Origin of the sequence: Arthrobacter sp. NPDC058130 (assembly GCF_042884475.1) — a bacterium.
Taxonomy (GTDB): domain Bacteria; phylum Actinomycetota; class Actinomycetes; order Actinomycetales; family Micrococcaceae; genus Arthrobacter.
Map to the genome: position 1 here is coordinate 108,563 of NZ_JBHVTV010000013.1, position 21,053 is coordinate 129,615.

20 protein-coding genes and 1 tRNA gene are annotated in these 21,053 nt (G+C 67.2%); 13 read left to right on the forward strand and 8 right to left on the reverse strand.

The annotated features are described in order from the left end of the window. Positions 1-161 precede the first annotated feature (161 nt). From ACFVTM_RS19035 to ACFVTM_RS19045, 3 genes are all read left to right on the forward strand, one after another. Positions 162-845 carry a bacterial proteasome activator family protein gene (locus ACFVTM_RS19035; protein WP_390205479.1) on the forward strand — a complete coding sequence of 228 codons (684 nt, stop codon included), beginning with the start codon at positions 162-164 and terminating at the stop codon, positions 843-845. Positions 846-852: 7 nt separating this feature from the next. Continuing rightward, positions 853-1,320 (forward strand): hypothetical protein, encoded by a 468-nt coding sequence (locus ACFVTM_RS19040; protein WP_390205480.1) that lies wholly within the window; start codon positions 853-855, stop codon positions 1,318-1,320. A 169-nt stretch (positions 1,321-1,489) separates the two neighbouring features. Continuing rightward, positions 1,490-2,335 (forward strand): aldo/keto reductase, encoded by an 846-nt coding sequence (locus ACFVTM_RS19045; RefSeq protein ID WP_390205481.1) that lies wholly within the window; start codon positions 1,490-1,492, stop codon positions 2,333-2,335. 195 nt (positions 2,336-2,530) lie between these two features. Here ACFVTM_RS19045 and ACFVTM_RS19050 read toward each other — a convergent pair whose 3' ends face one another. Together ACFVTM_RS19050 and ACFVTM_RS19055 are read right to left on the reverse strand one after the other, a co-directional pair. Then, entirely contained in the window at positions 2,531-2,773 is a 243-nt protein-coding gene (locus tag ACFVTM_RS19050) for a hypothetical protein (RefSeq protein ID WP_390205482.1), read from the reverse strand. 36 nt (positions 2,774-2,809) lie between these two features. Continuing rightward, positions 2,810-3,832, reverse strand: coding sequence for a hypothetical protein (locus ACFVTM_RS19055; RefSeq protein WP_390205483.1), 1,023 nt, complete (start codon positions 3,830-3,832; stop codon positions 2,810-2,812). 333 nt (positions 3,833-4,165) lie between these two features. Between ACFVTM_RS19055 and ACFVTM_RS19060 the strand changes: the two genes are divergently transcribed. The 6 genes from ACFVTM_RS19060 to ACFVTM_RS19085 all read left to right on the forward strand — a co-directional run bounded on the left by ACFVTM_RS19060 (position 4,166) and on the right by ACFVTM_RS19085 (position 12,518). Next, positions 4,166-5,737 (forward strand): cellulase family glycosylhydrolase, encoded by a 1,572-nt coding sequence (locus ACFVTM_RS19060; protein ID WP_390205484.1) that lies wholly within the window; start codon positions 4,166-4,168, stop codon positions 5,735-5,737. A 446-nt stretch (positions 5,738-6,183) separates the two neighbouring features. Then, a complete protein-coding gene (locus ACFVTM_RS19065; protein ID WP_390205486.1) occupies positions 6,184-7,233 on the forward strand; it encodes an IS30 family transposase in 1,050 nt (349 codons plus the stop codon). Positions 7,234-7,437: 204 nt separating this feature from the next. After that, a complete protein-coding gene (locus ACFVTM_RS19070) occupies positions 7,438-9,318 on the forward strand; it encodes a hypothetical protein (RefSeq protein ID WP_390205487.1) in 1,881 nt (626 codons plus the stop codon). Positions 9,319-9,406: 88 nt separating this feature from the next. Beyond that, positions 9,407-11,260 carry a hypothetical protein gene (locus tag ACFVTM_RS19075; protein ID WP_390205489.1) on the forward strand — a complete coding sequence of 618 codons (1,854 nt, stop codon included), beginning with the start codon at positions 9,407-9,409 and terminating at the stop codon, positions 11,258-11,260. A 144-nt stretch (positions 11,261-11,404) separates the two neighbouring features. After that, entirely contained in the window at positions 11,405-12,043 is a 639-nt protein-coding gene (locus ACFVTM_RS19080) for a hypothetical protein (RefSeq protein WP_390205490.1), read from the forward strand. A gap of 178 nt (positions 12,044-12,221) precedes the next feature. Continuing rightward, on the forward strand, positions 12,222-12,518 hold the full coding sequence (locus ACFVTM_RS19085) for a hypothetical protein (protein ID WP_390205492.1): 297 nt from the start codon (positions 12,222-12,224) through the stop codon (positions 12,516-12,518). A 168-nt stretch (positions 12,519-12,686) separates the two neighbouring features. Here the strand turns inward: ACFVTM_RS19085 and ACFVTM_RS19090 are convergent, their stop codons facing one another. Next, a complete protein-coding gene (locus tag ACFVTM_RS19090; RefSeq protein WP_390205493.1) occupies positions 12,687-13,154 on the reverse strand; it encodes a hypothetical protein in 468 nt (155 codons plus the stop codon). 260 nt (positions 13,155-13,414) lie between these two features. Here ACFVTM_RS19090 and ACFVTM_RS19095 point away from each other — a divergent pair, with 260 nt between their 5' ends. Continuing rightward, positions 13,415-13,783 (forward strand): hypothetical protein, encoded by a 369-nt coding sequence (locus ACFVTM_RS19095; RefSeq protein ID WP_390205494.1) that lies wholly within the window; start codon positions 13,415-13,417, stop codon positions 13,781-13,783. Positions 13,784-13,928: 145 nt separating this feature from the next. On the opposite strand, the gene ACFVTM_RS19100 is transcribed toward ACFVTM_RS19095, so the two are convergent. From ACFVTM_RS19100 to tmk, 4 genes are all read right to left on the reverse strand, one after another. Continuing rightward, positions 13,929-14,001 (reverse strand) — tRNA-Thr (locus ACFVTM_RS19100). Between the two features lie 116 nt (positions 14,002-14,117). Then, complete coding sequence (locus ACFVTM_RS19105) at positions 14,118-15,704, reverse strand: alpha/beta hydrolase (protein ID WP_390205495.1); 1,587 nt, start codon at positions 15,702-15,704, stop codon at positions 14,118-14,120. 61 nt (positions 15,705-15,765) lie between these two features. Then, a complete protein-coding gene (locus ACFVTM_RS19110) occupies positions 15,766-16,908 on the reverse strand; it encodes a DNA polymerase III subunit delta' (RefSeq protein WP_390205496.1) in 1,143 nt (380 codons plus the stop codon). After that, entirely contained in the window at positions 16,905-17,597 is a 693-nt protein-coding gene (gene tmk / locus ACFVTM_RS19115; protein WP_390205498.1) for a dTMP kinase, read from the reverse strand. The genes ACFVTM_RS19110 and tmk overlap by 4 nt, the downstream gene beginning before the upstream one ends. An 87-nt stretch (positions 17,598-17,684) precedes the next feature. Here tmk and ACFVTM_RS19120 point away from each other — a divergent pair, with 87 nt between their 5' ends. Next, a complete protein-coding gene (locus ACFVTM_RS19120; protein ID WP_390205500.1) occupies positions 17,685-18,869 on the forward strand; it encodes a trans-sulfuration enzyme family protein in 1,185 nt (394 codons plus the stop codon). A gap of 9 nt (positions 18,870-18,878) precedes the next feature. Beyond that, positions 18,879-19,232, forward strand: a complete 354-nt coding sequence (locus ACFVTM_RS19125; protein ID WP_390205502.1) for a DUF2516 family protein — start codon at positions 18,879-18,881, stop codon at positions 19,230-19,232. A gap of 39 nt (positions 19,233-19,271) precedes the next feature. Here ACFVTM_RS19125 and ACFVTM_RS19130 read toward each other — a convergent pair whose 3' ends face one another. Continuing rightward, complete coding sequence (locus ACFVTM_RS19130; protein ID WP_390205503.1) at positions 19,272-20,120, reverse strand: class I SAM-dependent methyltransferase; 849 nt, start codon at positions 20,118-20,120, stop codon at positions 19,272-19,274. 92 nt (positions 20,121-20,212) lie between these two features. Between ACFVTM_RS19130 and ACFVTM_RS19135 the strand changes: the two genes are divergently transcribed. Continuing rightward, positions 20,213-20,959, forward strand: coding sequence for a phosphoglyceromutase (locus ACFVTM_RS19135; RefSeq protein ID WP_390205504.1), 747 nt, complete (start codon positions 20,213-20,215; stop codon positions 20,957-20,959). Positions 20,960-21,053 lie beyond the last annotated feature (94 nt).

The window sequence follows — 21,053 nt, forward strand, 5'->3', positions numbered from 1 at the left end:
TCGCTAACCCGGGGCCGTTAATATCCCCCTGTAGCTCTAAAAAACTGGACCTCCGCCCGGGCCGGGGGGGGGCCCCCGCCCAAAAAACCGGGGCCGCCCGCCGCCCTCCGCTTCCAGCGGACGCCGGCACCGCGCCGGCTGACGCGTGAGAGTATGAAGCCATGAGCGATCAGCACGACACTCAGCCCGGCGCCCAACCTGCCGACGACGTGCCCGTCGAAGGCACGCCCGTGAACGACGGACGGCCGCTGACCGGGGCGCCCCTGGCATCTCCGGCTGCAATGCCAGCCGGCCACTCCGGTGGGCCCGGACCCGTACCCAGGCCGCCCCGGGGGAGCGAACTTCAGGACCTCGTGGACCAACCCGCGAAGGTCATGCGGATCGGCACGATGGTCAAGCAGCTGCTGGACGAAGTGAAGTCCGCCCCGCTGGACGACGCGGCCCGCGTCCGACTCGCTGAAATCCACGACCGTTCCATCAAGGAACTCGAGGACGGCCTGGCCCCGGAGCTCGTTGAGGAGCTCGAACGGATCAACCTTCCCTTTCCGGAGAACGCCACCCCGTCCGACGCGGAACTGAGGATAGCCCAGGCCCAGCTGGTCGGCTGGCTTGAGGGACTCTTCCACGGCATCCAGACGGCCATCGCGGCGCAGCACGCCGCCAGGGAGCACACCTATGCCCAGATGCAGCTGCGCCAACTGCCGCCCGGAACAGTGATCGCGCCGGGCGTCATCATCGGGGAGGACGGCGAACCGGTCCGGGCCGCAGCACCGCGTCGCGGCGCGGATTCCTCGGAGCCGCACGAACCCGTGGACCCGGACCACGGTCCGGGCCAGTACCTTTAGCGCGACCTTGGGCTTCTTCAGCGCAGCACGGCAAGGCCGCAGGGACGACGTCGAACTTGGCAAAGGGCTCTGGCGGCGCGCCCATGACCGGTTCAACCGCGGACTCGACAGGTACCACCAGGTCCTCGAGGGGTTCGAGGACGAGACGCTCTACGGAGAGCTCGTCGACATCGCCAACGAGCTCTCCGAGCTCGCGCCCCGTGTGCGGCAGGTCTGCGTGGAGGCCCAGCGGCGGTTTCCCAGCAACGGGCTGGATATCCCCGGCCCGCTGTCCGGTGTTCACCGTGCCCTGTCGACGGCAGGCAATTCCCTCGCCATGACCGCGGAGGCGGCCGCGATGCTCCGCCTCGCCGTCGGGCCCGTCCCGGCGGGGGCCGCCTCCGTGCGGCGGCGCGCCGAGTCCGTGGTGGAGCAGGTCCACGACGCCGAGCGGCGGCTTGCGGAGGCTGCCGGCGGCGGTCCGACCCCCACCTGAGCGGGCGGTCCGCAGCATCATGCTGGTGACGGCGGCTTCCGGCACTGCCGGCACTGCTGGCATTGGCGCTGCAGGCATTCCTGGTAGTCCCCGGTATTCCCGGTTAAGCGCCTAGCTTAGCTTCGCCCAATCGCTGGCCGGACGGCGCCGACATTGGCAGGATACTTATATGACTTTTTCACCGGAACTGACTTTCAATGACGGCAACACCATTCCCCAGCTTGGCTACGGGGTGTGGCAGGTTGAAGATGACGTGGCCGAAAAGGTGGTTGTCCAGGCGTTTGAGGCCGGCTTCCGCCACATCGACACGGCAAAGATCTACGGCAACGAAGCAGGCGTGGGCCGCGCCATTGAGCGCTCCGGCCTCAAGCCCGAGGAAATTTTCATCACCACCAAGCTGTGGAACGCGGACCAGGGCTACGAGTCCACCCTGAAGGCGTTCGAGGAATCCATGGAGCGCCTGGGTCTGGAGACCCTGGATCTGTACTTGATCCACTGGATGCAGCCCAAGCAGGACAAGTACGTTGACACCTGGAAGGCCCTCATCGAGCTCCAGAAGCAGGGCCGGGTCAAGACCATTGGCGTCTCCAACTTCACCAAGGAGGGGCTGCAGCGCCTGATCGATGAGACCGGCGTGGTTCCGGCCATCAACCAGATCGAGCTGCACCCGTTCTTCAGCCAGGCTGAACTGCGCCAGTTCAACGCTTCCAAGGGCATCCTCACCCAGGCCTGGTCGCCGCTGGGCCAGGGCGGCGAGCTCCTCGAGAGCCCGGTCATTTCCCAGATCGCCAGCAAGCACGGTGCCACCCCGGCCCAGGTTGTCATCGCCTGGCACCTGGCCATCGGCAACGTGGTCATCCCGAAGTCGGTGACCGAGTCCCGGATCCGCGAGAACTACGCGGCCCTGGACGTGACCCTGGACGAGACCGACATCCAGGCCATCAACGGCCTGGACCGTTCCGCCGAGGATGCTGGACGGATCGGCCCGGACCCGGCTGTTTCCGACTTCGCCTAGGCAACAGTCCCAAGACACCGGCAGAGCGGTTCATTGGCAGTGCGTTCATTGGCAGCACGGTGTCACCGGTAGCGGCCGGTTGAGCCAGCCGACGTTCGCACAGGGCCTTCACCCGCACGGGGTGGAGGCCCTTAGTGCTTCTGGGCTGGTAGTGCGTCCGGTCCAGCAGTGCGTCCGGTCAGGCGGCGCGTCCGGTCAGGCGGCGGCCCGGCGCTCGTTCGCCGGGATGGCATCGACGACGGCCCAGCCGTCTTCGTCCGTAACGCACCGGCTGGCGAAGCGGTCTGCGGCGCTGGCGTCGTCGAAGGACTCGGTGCGGATCCGGCCGCAGTCGGTGTCCAGGTAGGTGACCGTGAAGTACAGTCCGCCATCCTGAGCGTCGAAGTCCGGCTCGAAACCCGGCGCCAAACCCTGCTGGAATTTCTGGTTGTTCTCCATGATTCCAGTGTGCAACCGACCTCCGACAGTAATGCTTCACGCCTCCGGCGTGTTGCCGAGCCGCAGCACCCGTTCCCGCGCCAAGTCTTCCTTGCGGCGTTGCCGGTCCGCGGCCCGTGCCGTCTGCTGCACCAGGGCTGCTGCCAGCTCATGACGCTTCCTCGCCCCTTTGAGCTCGGCTTCCGCCGCGTCCAGGCGCCGCCTGAGTTCGCGCACCTCATCGGTCAGCCGGGCGGACGCCGCCGCCGCCTCCGCCAGCTCCGCCGCTGCGCGGCGGGCGTCGTCGTCGGCCTCCGAGGCGGCCTCTTCGGCCTCCTCCAGCGCGGCGCGCGCCCGTTCCACCGCCGACGGCGTGGGCGTCACCTGCGTTTTTCCGACGGCCCGGAGCCGGGGCTGTTCCGGTGACGGCTTTCCGCCGGCAGTATCGCCCCGATGGGCGGCCCGGACCGCCGGTTCGGCCCCGCGGACGCCTGCCCCGCCGCCGGCCGGTTTCCTCGCGGTTCCAGCGCCGGTCCCGGCGGCCGCGTGGCTGCCGGGGACAGCCACGGCGCCGGCGAGATCGACGACGTCGACCCCGTCCGCCGAGAGTGCCCGGAGCAGACAGCCGCTCTGCACGGCAGCTGCGGCCCCCGGATCGGCGGTGGCGGCCCGCAGGGTCTGCTCCACTTCCCCCGCCACGGCGGCGCTGATGGCACGTCCCTGCCGGGCTGCCAGGGCCTGTGCCGTCTTTGTCGCGGCGGCGAGAAGCTCGCGCCGCTGCTGGGCGAGAAGGCGGAGGGTCGCTGCATCCAGGGCGGCCTGCGCAGCCTGCATCGAGGCCCCCAGCCCAGCCAGCTCCTGCAGGGTCTCAGGGCTGTGCACCGCCAGCATGTTCACCGCCCACGCCGCCACCGAGGGTTTGGGCAGGGCACGGACTTCGGCCGCCAGAGCGCGCTGCTCTGCCGCACTGACGCCAACGGAGCCGACGTCTTTGGCCGCCGCCGTGCGTGCAGCCACGAAATCCCCGTATGGCAAGGCGTACAGGGGTCCGGCAATGCCCGCCAGCTCACGCGTTCCCATGCATGAATCATAAGAGTCCGCCCCGCAGGCGGGCACCGAGCCCCGGCCGAAGTCCAGAAAAAAGACAATCCGCAGGTCAGAGGCCTGTGGCACCGTCGAAGCCGCGCGAGGAAATATTGGCCAAAGTGGCTCGTTCCTGCCTGCGCCTTGGTACTTTTTGAAAGCCGATCCGCACTGCCCCCACCGGCCAGAAGGGGCCGTTGCATTCTGGCTGCGTTTGATTGCGCCACGGGTCGCACCGACACAAGCGTCGCACCCGCCCGCCACTCTCACGGAGGAACAGTGAAACCGTTTTCGAATCCGTCACACCGCGCCGGCGGAAGACCGCCGGCCGTGACTGCCGCGCTTCTTGGCTTCGCCATGGCTGCCGGGCTTGCCCTCACCGGCGTCGCAATGGTGACGCCGCCCCCGGCGGTTGGCGCCACATCGGCGCCGGCACCCACCGGCTGGCTGCACACTTCCGGCGGGGCGATCTTGGACTCGAACAACGCCCCGCACACGATCAAGGCCGCGTCCTGGTTCGGCATGGAAACTCCTGACTGCATGCCGCACGGCCTGTGGGGGACCCTGACCATCGACGACGCCCTGGCCAACATCAAGTCGATGGGATTCAACACCGTCCGGCTGCCTTTCTCCAATGAGTGCCTGGCCGCGACAACCATCAAGGGCAACCTGAATTACTGGGCCAACCGCGCCTATGCGCTGGAGGGCAAGACCCCGCTGGTCTTGATGGATACGGTCATCGCCCGCGCCAAGGCCAACGGCCTGCAGGTCATCCTGGACCGGCACCGGCCGTCTTCCGCCGACCAGTCCCCGCTCTGGTACACCTCTGCCTACCCGGAGTCGAAGTGGATCGCGGACTGGAAAATGCTCGCCGCCCGGTACAGGAACGATCCCACCGTCATCGGTGCCGACCTTCACAATGAGCCCGCCGGGGCGGCGACTTGGGGCGGAGCCGCCGCCACGGACTGGCAGGCGGCAGCCACTCGTGGTGGCAATGCCGTCCTGGCCGCAAACCCCAACCTGCTGATCATTGTCGAGGGCATCGAGAACCAGGGCAACGGCACCTCCACCTGGTGGGGCGGCGGCCTGGCCGACGTCAAGAACAAGCCGGTCACCCTGGCCACGCCCAACCGCGTGGTCTACTCCCCGCACGACTACCCTGCGTCGTTGTATGCGCAGAAGTGGTTCAGCGACGCTACCTACCCCAATAACCTGCCGGCCGTGTGGGACGCCAACTGGGGTTACATCCAGAAGCAGGGCATCGCACCGGTCCTGCTCGGCGAGTTTGGGACCGCGCTGCAGACGACGTCGGACAAACAGTGGATGGAGAAGATCGTCTCCTACCTCGGGACCAATTCCATGAGCTTCGCGTACTGGTCGTTCAACCCGAACAGCGGTATCACCGGAGGCCTCGTCCAGGCGGACTGGCGCACCCCGGAAGCTGCCAAACTGGCAGCGCTCGCACCCATCCTGAAGGGCACCCCGACGGCGTCACCGTCACCGTCTGCCTCCCCGACGCCGACCGTCGCGCCGTCGTCTAGCGCCACACCGTCGCCGACTGCCACTCCGACGCCGTCGCCGTCGCCGTCTCCCGTGCCGACGTCGGGCGGGTCCATCAGCGCGGTCTGGAAACTCGGCAGTTCATGGACCGGCGGCTACGTGGCCAATATCGAGGTCACCGGGCTCCGGGCTGCCCCTGGTTGGAGCGTGAGTTGGCCGGATCCGAACGTCACCCGGGTAGCCAATTCCTGGGGCATCAACTGTACGGTCGTCCCCAAAGTGTCGGTGACCTGCACCGGCTCGGACTGGGCCACCAAGATCTCGGCTGGCCAGAAACTGTCCGTGGGCCTGCAAGTGGATTCGCTGAAGGCCCCCGTCAATCCGGTGCTGACCCTGAAGTAGTTGTGAAGGCCCCCGGAAATTAATGGCGGGTTCTAACGGTCGTTGCAACACCCAGACTTTTGGGAGTTGCAACGACCGTGGTTCGTTTAAGCGGGGATTCATCCCGGCCCGTGCGGTATGGGCAGGATCAGAAGAAGGCGTTTTTCGAGGTTTTTGACCGTTTGGGGAGCACGACGGCGGCCGCTAGGGATCTCGGTTTCAATGCCGCGACATGTGCCGGCTGGGTCCGCATGGCCGGGCTGAAGAGCCGCGGGAAAACGGGGATCGGGCCGCACCCTGGGCGGGAGGAGTTCTTCCGGCTGCGCAGGGCCGGTGTCGGTCGCGGGGAAGCCGCCAAGACAGTGGGCGTGCATATCCGCACGGCGCGTGACTGGGACCGCGGAATCCGGAGGTCGAACAACCGCCTCTTTTACCCGGATGGGCGGGTGATCGATTACAAACAGGGAGTGACCACATTCCACTCGCCGGGCCCGGGCTCCCGGCCCGCGGCGGCGGAGAAGCCCGTCGACCCGCGCTTCCTGTCGCTGCAGGAACGGGAACTGATCCGGGACCTGTCCGCGGCCGGTTCTTCCATGAGGGCAATCGCGCAGGCGATGGGACGGGCGCCCTCGACCATCAGCCGGGAACTGGGCCGCAACAGCGATCCCCGTTTCGGTTACCTACCCCACGGCGCACAGCGGCAAGCCGCTGCCCGCCGGGCACGTCCCAAAACGGCCAAACTGGTAGCCGACCCGGCGCTGCGGGAGTATGTGCAGGCCAAATTGGGTCTGGAGTGGTCTCCGGAGCAAATATCGCACAGGCTGGTCACGGACTTTCCCGATGACCAGGAGATGCGAGTGAGCCCTGAGACGATCTACCAGAGCCTCTACCTGCAGGCCCGGGGCGGACTCAAACGCGAAATCCAGGCCGCCCTCCGCTCCGGCCGTGCCCGCCGGCGGCCCCGACAGGAACCGGGCCAACGCCAGCCCCGGTTCACGGACCCCATGGTCATGATCTCCGAACGGCCTCCCGAAATCGAGGACCGGGCCGTGCCCGGGCATTGGGAAGGGGACCTGATCACCGGGGCGCTGAACCAGTCCGCGATCGCCACTTTGGTCGAGCGCACGACCCGGTATGTGATGCTCGTGCACCTGATAGCGGACCACGGTGCCGAGGCGGTCCGGGACGGGCTGGTCGCCGCGATGAAAGACCTTCCCGCGCACCTGCGAGGATCCTTGACCTGGGACCAGGGAGCGGAAATGGCAGCCCACAAGTCTTTCAGCCTCGCCACGGACATGGACGTCTACTTCTGCGACCCGGCCAGCCCCTGGCAGCGCGGCTCAAACGAAAACACGAACGGGCTGCTGCGCCAGTACTTTCCCAAAGGCACCGACCTGTCCGTCTACGGTCCCGAAGATCTCGAGCTGGTCGCCCAGAAACTCAACGGCCGCCCACGCAAAACGCTCGGCTGGGAAACCCCAGCCGAGCGTCTGCGTGATTTACTACTAACCACCTAACCAACACGTGTTGCAACGACCCCTAGAAACCGCCAATGATTTCCGGGGGCCTTTTGCGTGCGAGGCGTCCCTCGTGGAGGCATCGCCGGGAATTCCGCCGAAATTAGACGCCCCAGGGATAGAAATGCCTCGTCTGTCCCGGCTAGTGTGTCCTCTGGGGTGCACTTGCCGGCTGTCGGCAGGTGCTGTCTTTTGGGGGAACAATTGAACACGAAGGTCTTCCGTCTCGGTGTCGCCGGGGCTCTCACCGCAATGTCACTGGCCGCCGTCGCCGTTCCTGCGCGCGCAGCAGACGGGACGTCGTGCAGCCCGATCGTGGATTTGGTAAAGGTCTGCACGGCGCCGGACGGGAGTCAGTATCCGGTGCTGGTCAACAGGGCCGTCGGTCCGCGGCCGATTATCGGCGGCGCCCTGTTGGTCGGCAACACGCTCAGCGTTTTTGATGGTGCCTGGGATCCCCGGGACGCGACGCTCACCCACCAGTGGCTGCGCAACGACGTACCGATCCTCGGCGCCACCGGCACCACGTATCGGCTGACCCGCGCGGATCTCGGAAAGGGCATCCGGGTCAAGACCACGGGCACAGCGCCGGACTACGCAAAGTCAAGCATGCAGTCCACCAAGACCGCCGCTGTCACGAACGCCGCCGGAGCCGTTCCTACGGTCCGGGCGGGGTATGTTGGCTTCGAATCCCTGGGCGCAGAAGAGGGTGAATACTGGCCCGTCGTCGTCGCCCAGCTGGGGGACTGGGGCCCGAGTGGCGTCCAGTTCCGGTATCAGTGGCTCCGTGACGGCTCGCCCATCCCTGGTGCCACCGCCCCAAGATTTGATAGGACAACGTGGGGCCCGACGGGGCTGCTCAGCCTCCGGGTCACCGGCTACGCCGCCGGCCTCGATCCGGTCTCCGTGACATCCGCAGCCAGCCGCGGCACCTTCACCCCCGAGAGGCCCGGCGCTGTGGTTACCGGCGGCACCGCGGTGGGGGACGTCCTCACCGCTGTCGACCTTCGCTGGTTTGACCACACCGACCGGAACACCGGCGATTGGAATGAGCACCGCTTCCAGTGGACGCGCGACGGCATCTGGATTCCCGACGCCAACGAACTGACCTATACGATCACCGCCGAGGACCAGGGCCACACCCTGGAGCTGGTGACCGAGTCTGGCGGGCTCGAGGCCAGCTCCAACTCAGTGACCGTCCCCCCGGCCGAGGGCACGGTCATCCCAGCGCCCCCGGCGCCCCCGGAGCCCACGAAGGTTGAGCTGAAGCCGCTGACGAACGTCACCAAGCCCGTACTGACTGGGACCGCCGTGACCGGCGCTCCGATGTCGGTGACGGCCGGCATGTGGTCCGAACCGGCCGACAACCTGACGGTCACCTACTACTGGCGGTCCCCGGACGGGACGGTACTGGCCACCGGGCCAACGTTCACCCCAAACATGACCCAGCTCGGGGTTACTGTCACCCTCCTCGTGACCGCCTCCGCTCCCGGCTACACCACCGCCTGGGCCAAGGTCACCGCCCCCAAGCCCGTGACCGCACCTGACCCCATCCAAACAAAGGCCCCGGCCATCCGTGGCACCGCGACCGTGAGGGAGAAGCTCACTGTCTCTTCCGGCACCTGGTCAGCTTTCACCCCGGGGCTGACCGAAACCCGCCAGTGGCTGCGTGACGGGGCCCCGATAGTCGGGGCAACCGGCCGGAGCTACACGCTGGTGGGCGTCGACTTCGGGAGGAAAATCTCTGTCCGCGTCACCTCCACGCTGGACGGCAGGACCCTGAAGACCCAGACGACTGACGCCTCGGCGAACGTGGCGGCCGCGGCCCTGAGCTCGGCCACGCCGACGATTTCCGGCACCGCCAGGGTCGGAACAGTCGTGACCGCGAAGCCAGGCACCTGGACCTGGGGTACTGCCTTAAAGTACCGCTGGCTGCGCAACGGAGTCCCGATCTCCGGGGCCACGGCTTCGACCTACAAGGTCCGGACGGCCGACCGGGACAACAAGATCACCGTCCGTGTCACGGGCTCCCTGCTCGGCTACACGACCGTCACCCAGACCAGCGGAGCGTACTTCGCCCGCTGACCAGCGCAATCATTGCCGAAAACCCTGTCTGGGCACTATGCTCGGCGGCGGGGGAGCCGGGGAACCGGCTCAAAGACTGGGGGAACAATTGAAAAACAAGACCATCCGCCTCGGCATCGCCGGGGCGCTCGCCGCGCTCTCGCTTGCGGGCCTCGCCGTTCCGGCGCAGGCCGACGAGGAAATGCATGCCATCCCGCCGGCACCCGCAGATCCATGCGGCCCGGTGGTCGACTTCGTCAGATTCTGTACGGCGCCGGACGGGCATCAGTACCCGATGCAGGTCAGCGGCGCCGTAGTGCCCGGCAAAAACGGAGCCCCCGGCATCGGCGGGGCCCTCCAAGTCGGCAGCACCCTGACCGTTGTTGACGGTGAATGGGATCCCGCGGACGCCACGCTCACGCACCAGTGGCTGCGCAACGATGTCCCCGTCCCGGGCGCCACCGGCCCCACCTACCTGCTCACCACGGCAGACCTCGGCAAGGGCATCCGGGTCAAGACCACGGCGGCAGCGCCGAGCTATGCAAAGACGACCCTGCAGTCCGCCAAAACCGCCCCCGTCACGAACGCCGGCGGCGCCGTCCCGTCGATCGTATATGCGGGGTACGTTGGTTTCTATTCACCGAGCACCAACCCGGATGAGCCCGGCCGCCTCGTGTATGCTGGGGGGTCTTTCAAGGGCGCTCCGGACATCCACTTCCAGTACCAGTGGCTTCGCGACGGCAAGCCCATCCCGGGTGCCACCGCGCAAAAGTTCGACACGACGGGCTGGGGTTCGAAGGCGCTGCTTAGCGTCAGGATCACCGGCCACGCTCCCGGGCTCAATCCGGCCACCGCGACCTCTTTACCGAAAGCCATTCCTCCCTACAGCGAACCCCCCGGCGCCGTGGTCACTGGCGGCACCGGCCTGGGGGACGTCCTCACCGCCGCTGATGATGTTCCCTGGTACTCCAGCCCGAGCAAGCCGCACACCTACAAGTGGCTGCGCGACGGCGTCGCGATTCCCGGAGCCACCGCGCTGACCTACAAGATCACTGCCCAGGACCAGGGCCGCACCCTGGTCCTGATGACCGACGAACTTTCGTACAACGGCTACTACCCCTACTCCAACCGGGTGACTGTGCCTGCGGCCGCGGGGGTGGAGCTGAAGGAACTGACGAACGTCACCAAGCCGGTCGTGACCGGGGACGCCGTGACCGGCTCTGTGATGAAGGTGACGGCCGGGACCTGGTCCGTGCCCTCCGACAAGCTGACATTCACCTATAACTGGCTCTCCTCAGACGGGGAGAAGCCGGTCAGTAGCGGGACTTTTACCCCGGACACGCCCCAAGTTGGCAGGACCCTCACCGTCCTCGTGACCGCGTCCGCTCCCGGCTACAAGACCGCCTGGGTAAAAGTCACCGCACCCAAGCCCGTGACCGCGCGTGCGTCGACGCGGACCATCACCGGGACCCTGACCGTCGGGTCGAAGGTGACCTTGACTCCCGACCCCTGGTATGACCGGTCGGGGATCACCTCGGACGTACAGTGGCTGCGCGACGGCGTCCGGATCGCCGGGGCCTACGGCTGGAGTTACATCCTGACGAAGGCCGACGCCGGCACGAAGCTCTCGGTCAGTGTGTCCCCGACTGCAACGGGCGGCAAGTACCAGACGCTCAACGCTTCGGCGAGGGTGGAGGGTCTGCCCCTGATTTCGGCCACGCCGACGATTTCCGGCACCGTCAAGGCCGGGAACGTCCTGACCGTGAAACGGGGCACCTGGACCTGGGGCACTGCCTTCACGTACCGCTGGCTGCGCAACGGCGTCGTCATCTCTGATGCCTACGCATCCACCTATAAGGTCCGGACCGCCGACAAGGGCACCAAGCTCACCGTCCGCGTCACGGGCTCCCGGTTCGGCTACACCACCGTCTCCAAGACCAGCGCGGCGCGCACCGCACAGTAGGACGGCCCGGTTGCGCTATCACTTAAAGCTCCTCTGGTGGCCCTGGAGCAGCGAGACGTGATAGCGCAACGGGTGCGGGGGGCGGGGCGGGGCGTGCAGTCCTGCAGCGCAGGCCATGAAGAACCGCAGTAATGAAAGAACCGCATGAACCCCCTACGCAAAGCCGCGGCCCTGGCCCTGCTGCTGCCAGCCGCCGCGCTCATTGCCTTGACCGGAGCCGCTTCCGCCACCGCTGAAAATGCCACCGGCGACCTGGACGCCGAAGGGCCGTCCGCCAGCCCCACAGCCAGCCCGACCGATAGGTCGCACGCGGAGCCTGACATGACCGACGTCGCCCCGGCGGCTCCGTTCGTGTGCCCCGAAGGTCATGTGCACGTCTTCTACAACGACGTGGACACGTGCGCCACGGTCGGCCCCGATGGCGAGCCCGATCCTGCCGGGATCGTCCTTGACCCCAGTGGCGGAGTCCTCAAGCCCGCCGGGTCGTCAGCTTCGGCCACGGACGAGACACCCGAACCCGCGGGCTCAGCGGTGCCGGCCCCCTCAACGCCATCTGCGGAGCCGACAACACAGGGACCCTCTGCCGCCGCGGAGGCGCCCTCTTCGGCGTCCGCGCAGGCTCCGTCGGCTTCCTCCGCTTCCTCGGCCACTCCAATCGCCGCGGAGGAGGCAGCCTCGGACATCGGCCCGGTGCTTGTGATTATCGGGGTCACCGTGGCCCTGTTGCTGGTCGCTGCCGGGGCCTTCGTTTGGGAGCGGCACCGCGAAGACACAGACAGCTGAACGGCCGGGTTCACGAAACTATACGCCGGATCGGTTGCACTTTCGACGGCGGTCCGCGGGCTAAGAATGCCCCCAATCCGCGGCGTATTGACGATCCCGTGGCTCCGGCGTAGACCATGCCGTATCAAACCAATCGCAGGCCGTTGCCTTGCGGCCTGCCGCCTGTGAGGAGAAGATCATGGCCGTCGCAGTCATCATGGAATTTGCCGGTGCCACGCTGGAGCAATACGACCAAGTCATAGGCAAGATGGGTCTCACGCCGGGAGGACCCGCGCCGGCCGGCGCCCTGGGACATTGGGTGGCCGCCACCGACGGCGGAATCCTCGTCACCGACCTGTGGCAGTCGAGGGAACTCTACGACGCCTTCGCGAAGGACCAGATCGGCCCCTACAGTGCCGAAGTCGGTATCCCCTCGCCGCCTACCGTGAAGTACCTGGACGTCCATAATTACTTCACGCCGGGAGCCGGCGCCTGACTGGGGAGAACGCGGGATAGTCATGAGGATTTGCCGGACCCTTAACCCGGTTGCACCGACCATCCACTTGAAGCGCCTGAACGCAGAAGTACCCCTCGCCGCCGGAGCGGAGAGGGGTACTTCCAGCCATGTCAGGCTGCCGGCTGTTCAGCCGGGCCACAGGGTGGGCTAGTCGGTCTCGGGGGCATTGGCGTCCTCTTCAGCCTCCGCGGCTTCGGCGGCAGCGTCGGCCGCCTCTTGGGCGGCTTCGTCAGCTGCCTCGGCGGCCCTCTTTGCTTCCGCCTTGGCCTTGGCTGCGGCAGCCTTAGCCGCGGCGGCTTCCTTCTTCTGCGCCGCGGAAGCCTTCTTCTCGATCACCTTCGCGATCTGGGCGGCTCGCTTGTCAGCTGCAACGCTTGCCGCGGCGGCCTTCTTCGCCGCGGCGGCAGCCTTCGCTGCGACACCCTTGGCCTTTGCCGCGGCAGCCTTCGCGGCGGCGGCCTGCTTCTTCAGGTCCGCTTTGGCCCTCCCTTCGGTGGCCTTGGCGGACACGGAGCCCGGGGCCTGGGTAGGAGCTGCGTTGGCAATGCCGGTTCCGGCTCCAGTGAGGACGGCGGCGGCCAGGACGACGGCGCCGAGCTTGGTGGCAAGTGACATTTAGTAGTGCTCCAATGAGATGCGGCCCGCCGGTGCGGGCAGAGGGGTCCGGGGATACCGGCTGCGCGTCAGCCTAGGTTGTCAGCGGACACCCCTTCAATCGGAATCCCGAATACTTGGCGAAACCTTCGCTAAACCTTCAATGCTTGAGAAGCCACGTCACGTGTGCGGAGGCGCCGCTTTGAGTCCAAGTGCGGTCGGCTCCCGACGGGGACAACACCGGAGTAGCGTGACAGAAGAAGCGAGGAGAGGCATGGACCATGCGCATTCTTCAGACATCCACTGATGCGCTCAACGTCACCCGGATCGACAGGATCGCCTATCTCAACGCCGACGAGCGGACATTTCTCACCACTACGACCGGCCGGCCGGACTTTGCCACACCCGGGCAAGGGGAACTCATTGCCGACATGGGGCGAACCGTACCCGTCACCTTGGCATATATCGATGACCAGCTCGAAGGGAGCCTCATCGTCGCGCGCCTGACGGATCTGATCGCAAACTACGACTGGCCTGTCATTAGATTCTCCGATGTTCGGGAAGACGCGCGGAAAATGGTCGCCGAGATCCGGTACCGAGAATCCGAGGAAGCCGCCGAACCCGACCGCACTGACCCGCACGAAGACTAATTCAGGTAGCGGGCGCCATCCCGCCGCACACAAGAGACCCGGGCTGTCCCCGGGGACGCGCGCGTGCCCGGGCGCTCAGACCAACCCGCTCTCTCCGAAACAAAAGAAACCCCCGGAAATCAATGATTTCCGGGGGTTCTGTTCGAGCTTCCTGCCAGAATCGAACTGGCGACCTTCTCATTACGAGTGAGACGCTCTACCAACTGAGCTAAGGAAGCAACCACATGAAAGCCCGGCGAACCGGGCGGATCATGCAAGAGACAACTGTAATAGAGTCCCGGCGTCCGGGTCAAAATGAGCCTCCGCAGCCGCCCGCAGGGCCGAAAGGCCGGACTTAGCAGACGGTGTTGTCCGCGGGGGCTTTTCCATCCACCAGGTAGTCGTCCACGGCGTTGCCGATGCAGCTGTTGGAGCGGCCGTAAGCCGTGTGGCCCTGGCCCTTCCACGTCAGCAGGGAAGCGTTCCCGAGCTGCTTGCGCAGGTTGGTGGCCCATTCCACGGGGGTGGCGGGATCGCCGGTGGTTCCAACTACAACAATCGGCGCCGCGCCCGTGTATTCGGCTGCGGCCGGGGTCCGGACGTTCTTGTAGGGCCAGTCCTTGCAGTTGCTTCCGCCGTAGGCGAAGTAGTAACCCAGCGTGGGCGATTCCTGGCGCAGCTTCTGGTCTTCGGCCCGCATTGAGGCGGTGTCGGACACCATGGGGTAGTCCAGGCAGTTGATGGCGTTGAAGGCAAAGGTGCTGTTCGAGGTGTAGGTGCCGCTGGGGTCCCGGTCGGCGCCGAAGTCGGCCAGCTGCAGCATTCCCGTGCCGTCGCCTTTCAAGGCTGTCGCGAGGGCCCGGGTGAGGATCGGCCAGTTTTTGTCGTTGTAGAGCGGAATGATGAGGCCGCTGACAAACGTCGAGCCCGAGACCTTTCGGCCGTCCTTCGCCGGCAACGGGTTCGCTTCGGCCGCGCTGATGGCGTCGTGGATCTGCTGGACGCCTTCCTCGGTGCTTCCGGTGAGCGGGCATCCGCTGGTCTGCTGGCACTTGGCCACGTAGGCGTGGAGGGCCTTGTCGAAGGCCACGGCCTGGCCGCTGGTCAGTTCCTCGTAGCTCAGCGACGGGTCAATGGCGCCGTCGAGGACCAGCCGGCCCACGTTGTCCGGGAACAGGGACGCATAGGTGGAGCCCAGGAGGGTTCCGTAGGAGTAGCCGAGGTAGTTCAGCTTCGCGTCGTTGACCACCCCGCGCAGGATGTCCAGGTCCTTTGCGGCGCTGACCGTATCGATGTGGGCCAGGACCGGGCCGGTCTTCTCCACACACTTGGCGGCGATGGCCTTGTTGTCCGTAAGGGCCGCGTCCAGTCCGGCGTCGGTATCCAGGGCATAGGTCTTGGCACGGGACGCGTCGCGTTCCTTGTCCGTGAGGCACGTGACCGGCGCGGAGCGCTTCACGCCTCGCGGATCGAAGCCCATGATGTCGTAGCCGGACCGGACCTTGTCCGAAATGTTGCTGTTGGCCGCGTCCCTGACGAAGTCGTAGCCGGAGCCGCCCGGGCCGCCCGGGTTGACCAGCAACGTGCCCTTCTTCTCGCCCTTGGTGGCGAGCTTGATGGCCGCCAGCTCGATGCGGTCGCCGTCGGGTTTGCTGTAGTCCAGCGGAACCTTGATCTTGGCGCACTGGAAGGCGCCGCCCTCACACTGCTTCCAGTCGACCTGCTGGGAGTAGTAGCTGCGCAGTTCCGCCGGTGCCGCGGCGACAATGGAGGGGTCCGCCTGTGCCGCCGCCCCGGATGTGGCGGCGCTCGACCCGCCGTTGCCCCCGCCGCCGAAAAGAGTGCATGAGGCCAGTGTCAGGGCCAGGGCCAGGGCACCGACGGCCCGCATGCCGATCGCCACGGATCGGGATCTTGCGGACTTGGGTCGAGCAGGCTTCATGCGGTTCTCCTTGGAGGAATAGGAACGAAAGCGTTGAGGCGATTGGATCGGCCGGGGATCGTCAAATAAGGCTGGAAGCCATGGACTCGATCGTCAGCAGCGGAGCCACGTTGGTGGTGGTGATCCGCGTGCGGGCCTTATTGATGGCGTCCATGCGCGCAAGGGTCACTTCGGCGGTGGAACGCGAGGCGAAGTCTTCGAGTTCGCTTCTGAGTTCAAGGTTGACCAGTTCCACGGCGTTCCCCATCTGGATGATCAGGACATCCCGGTAGAAGGACAGCAGGTCCGTCAGCGTGCGGTCAAGGGAATCAGTGATCGATCGCTTGGCGCGGCGCTTCTGGTCGTCCTCGAGTTGTTTGACCTGGCTCCGCATGGCCGGCGGCAGCGTGCCGCTTTCGGGAGCCCCGAGGGTGGCCAGCAGCGCGGCCTTCTCGGCGGCGTCGCGCTCGTCATTGGAGCTGTTGGCTTCCTCGGTGGCGATCTTGACCAGCTTCTCGGCCATCATGACCGCCGCCGTGACGCCCCGGAGGGACAGCGGAAACCGTACGGTCTCCAGGCGGCGCTCGCGGGCCTCGGGGTCCCGGGCCAGGCGGCGGGCGATCCCGACGTGGCTTTGCGCCGCGCGGGCAGCACGCTCGGCAACCGCCGGATCCACGCCGTCGCGCTTGACCAGCAAGGCCGCGACGGCGGCGGCGGGCGGAAGCCGCAGCGCCACTGCGCGGCAGCGGGAGCGGATGGTCACGAGGACATCGGCGGGGGAGGGCGCGCAGAGCATCCAGACGGTGCGGGGCGTGGGTTCCTCGATGGCCTTGAGCAGCACGTTGGTGGTCCGCTCGGCCATCCGGTCCGCGTCCTCCACGACGATGATCCGCCACCGGCCCGACGACGGGCGGTTCCCGGCAGTCGCCACGAGTTCGCGCGCCTCGTCAATGGTGATGGTGACCTTTTCCGTGCGCACGAACGCGACGTCGGAATGGGTTTCGCCGAGGATGGTCAGGCAGGCCGGGCATTCGCCGCAGCCGCGCCGGCCGACGTCCTCCTGGTCACAGTTCAGGGCCGCTGCGAAGGCCTTCGCGGCGTTGGAGCGGCCGGAGCCGGGCGGGCCGGTGAAAAGCCACGCGTGCGTCAGCCCCTCGCCTTGGGCCGCCTGGCGCAGCTGGGCCACGACGGCGTCCTGGCCCTGGAGGTCATCCCAGACGGTCATGCCGGGCTGCTTTGGGAAACGGCCAGCAGGGATTCGACGCGCTCGAGGATCCGGGCGGCGAGTTCGGCGACAGGCAGGCGGGCAGGAAGCACCAGATAGGCATCGGGCCGGGCCGCCGCCAAGTCCAGGAAGGCCGACCGGATCGTGGCATGGAATTCGTCGGCCTCGGATTCGAGGCGGTCTTCGGCGGCCTCGCCGGCGGTGCGCCGCTGCCGGCCGACGGCGGGGTCGACGTCGAGAAGTACCGTCAGGTCCGGCCGCAGGTCCGAGGTCGCCCACGCGTTGATGTCCCGGACCGCCTCCGTTCCCAAGCCGCGGCCGGCGCCCTGGTACGCGACCGAGGAGTCGATGTACCGGTCGGTGAGGACGATCTCGCCGCGTTCCAGGGCGGGCCGGATGACCTGCGTCGCGTGCGCGGCCCGGGACGCCGCGAAAATGAGGGCCTCGGTGTGGGCATCGATGTGGCCATGGCCGTGATCCAGCACGAGGGAACGCAGCTTCTCGCCGATCGCCGTGCCGCCCGGTTCCCTGGTCCGCCGCACCGTGAAGCCGCTTGATTCCAGGGCTTTGGCGAGTTCAGCCGCCTGCGTGGATTTGCCGGCACCGTCTCCGCCCTCGAAGGCAATGAACAGTCCGGGCAACGGTCGAGGGGACAGTTGAGGGGACGCTCCGGGGCTCTGGGTAGTCACCGTCCTAGACTACCGACAATCACCGACACTGCAGTGATAGGCGTAACGGCTTGGGCGCCCTGCGGGGAGCCCACGTACCCTGTCTCCATGAGTCTTTCTGAAGAGCAAGCCGCCGCGCTTTCCCCGGATTCCCTGGTTGTGGCGGCAGGGCGCCCGCCGCGCACCCGCGACGAACCGGTCAACCCGCCGCTGGTGCTGTCCTCGACCTACTTCGGCACGGGACCCCTGGGCGACGGCGACCGTGGCTACGGCCGCTATTCCAACCCCACCTGGGACCCCTTCGAAGAGGCGCTGGGCCAGTTGGAAGGCGCGGACCTGCCGGGCCTGCTCTACGCCTCGGGACTCGCCGCCGTCAGCTCGGCCCTATCCCTGGTGCCTGCTCAGGGCGTACTCGTCATGCCTTCCCACAGCTACGCCGGATCAGTCACCATGGCCACCGAACTGGCGGCCAAGGGATTCCTGGAGCTGCGGACGGTGGACATCGCGGACACCGACGCCGTGGTGGCCGCACTTGCCCCGGCCGGCGGGCGCGCCGCCAGCATGCTGTGGCTGGAGAGCCCCACCAACCCCATGCTCGGCGTCGCGGACATGCGGGCCCTAACCGCAGCGGCGCATGAGGCCGGCGCGATCGTCGTCACCGACAACACCTTTTCCACCCCCCTGGTGCAGCAGCCCCTGAGCCTGGGCTCCGACGTCGTGCTGCACTCTGTGACCAAATACCTCTCCGGCCACTCCGACGTCGTGCTCGGTGCGCTGGTCACCTCCGATGCCAGCCTCCGCGCCGAACTGCTGCACCACCGCACCATCCACGGCGGGATCGCCGGACCGTTCGAGGCATGGCTGGCGCTGCGCGGGCTCCGCACCCTGGCGCTGCGGATCGAGCGTTCGCAGGCCTCCGCCCAGGTCCTTGCCGAACGGCTCGACAGTCACCCGCGGGTAGCCGGCATCCGGTTCCCCGGGCTGGCCTCGGACCCCGGACATGTGCGGGCCAAGGAACAGATGAACGGGTTCGGTTCCATCCTGTGCATTGAGGTGGCCCCGTCTGCCGGGCTCACCGGTGCCGAGGCGGCGGACCGGATGATCCGCGCCCTGCACCTCTGGCTGCCCGCCACGTCCCTGGGCGGGGTGGAATCCCTGATCGAACGCCGGCGCCGGCACACGGCCGAGCCGGAGAGCGTCCCGGACAATCTGGTCCGGATGAGCGTGGGCATTGAGAACGTGGAAGACCTTTGGGCCGATTTGGAGCAGGCATTGGACACTCTGGACGGCTAGGCTGGGGGAGTGGACGGACGCATACTCATTTACTTTGTCGAATCCGGGATTTACCTGGTCCTGGCTGTGGTGGCTTTTGCCCTGGAGGCATGGGCGTTTTTCGATTGCCTCCGGCACAAGGCCAACGCGTTCGAAGCCGTCTCGAAGCGGACCAAGACCTTCTGGCTGGCGCTGACCGGCGGCGCGTTCGCCGTGGGCCTGTTCTCCCTGCTCTCGCAGCTGGGCAGCGGGGGCGGCGCCAGTTCGCTGGGCATCTTCGGCCTCGCAGCCGTGACGGCCGCGTCCGTATACCTTGCGGACGTCCGCCCCGCGGTCAAGGACGCCGGCCGCGGCCGCAACATGGGACCCTACGGCCCCTGGTGACCGCGGCCGCCTAAGCTCGTTCCGGCAGTCTAAGCTCGCCTAACTTTCCGGTGCCACTGCTTCCCAGCTGACCGTCACTTCGCCCAGCCGCCAGCGGGACGGGCCGTCCAGGACGGGCCAGCCGGCGTCGAGCAGCGCACGGCACATGGCTGAAAACCGCTGCCGACTTCCGAACGACGCCAGCGGCGCCGCGTCCAGCCAGGCCTTGTCCATCGCCTGCAGGTAGGCGTGGATCTTCTCCCCGGGCACATTGCGGTGGATCAGCGCCTTCGGCAGCCGTTCGGCGACGTCGGAGGGCAGAGTGAAGGCGCCGAACCGCATGGACACGCTCAGGCTCAGCGGCCGTTCGACGTCGAGCGCCACCCAGGTGGCACGACGCCCGATTTCATCGCACGTGCCGTCGATGAACAGCCCGCCCGGGGCGAGGCGGTCCTGCACCAGCCGCCAGATGCCCGCCACATCGGCTTCCTCGTACTGCCGCAGCACGTTGAAGGCGCGGACCAGCACGGGGTCCCCGGCCACGGGCAGTTCGAAGCCGCCCAGCTGGAACATCAGGCCGGGCCGTTCCAGGGCCTGGGCCTGCCGGACACGCTCCGGTTCAATTTCGATCCCCACCATCTGCACGTCCGTGCGGACCCCGGAGAGGCGTTCGAAGAGTTCGACAGCGGTGGCCGGCGAGGCGCCGTAGCCGAGGTCGACGGCGAGGGGATGGGCCGCGGCGCGCAACCGCCAGGCCTGCGGCCCGGTCAGCCAGCGGTCCACGCGGCGCATCCGGTTGGGGTTCGTGGTCCCACGGGTTACGTTGCCCACGGGCCTGCCGCCACGTATGCCGCTTCTCGTCCCGCCCTGGTTGCGGGGGGCCAGCACCCGTTCAGCCTTCTGCACCACCGCCCAAGCCTATCCTGCAACGCCTACCCCCCAACGCGGCATGTGGTGTAACGCACGGCACCGCCGCCGACTGCTCGGCTAGGATGAAAACCATGACTTACAAGCTGATTCTGCTGCGCCACGGCCACAGCGACTGGAATGCCAAGAACCTGTTCACCGGCTGGGTGGACGTTGACCTCAACGACCAGGGCCGTGCCGAGGCGGTGCGCGGCGGCGAGCTTCTCGTGGAGAACAACATCCTCCCCGACATCCTCTACACCTCGCGGTTGAAGCGGGCCATCAACACGGCGAACCTGGCCCTGGACACGGCCGACCGCGGCTGGATCGACGTCAAGCGCGACTGGCGGCTCAATGAGCGCCACTACGGCGCCCTGCAGGGCAAGGACAAGGCCCAGACGCTCGCCGAATTCGGCGAGGAGCAGTTCATGCTGTGGCGCCGGTCCTACGACACCCCGCCGCCGCCCCTGGCCGACGATTCCGAGTTCTCCCAGGTGGGGGATCCGCGCTACGCGGAACTCGGCGACGCCGTCCCGCGCACCGAGTGCCTCAAAGATGTCCTGATCCGACTCATGCCCTACTGGGAATCGGACATCAAGGAAGACCTCCGGGCCGGGAAGACCGTCCTGGTCACGGCCCACGGCAACTCGCTCCGGGCGCTCGTCAAGCACCTTGACGGCATCAGCGACGAGGACATCGCCAGCCTGAACATCCCCACCGGCATCCCGCTGGTCTACGAGCTGGACGAGGACTTCAAGCCGCTGACCCCGGGCGGCACGTACCTCGACCCCGAGGCCGCCGCCGAGTCCATCAAGGCAGTCGCCAACCAGGGCAAGAAGTAGGCGGTTCCCCCGCAGCACTAACTAAGGGAACAAACGACGGCGTCCGGCCACCCCCAAGGTGACCGGACGCCGTCGTTGTGCCAGAGCTGTTTTA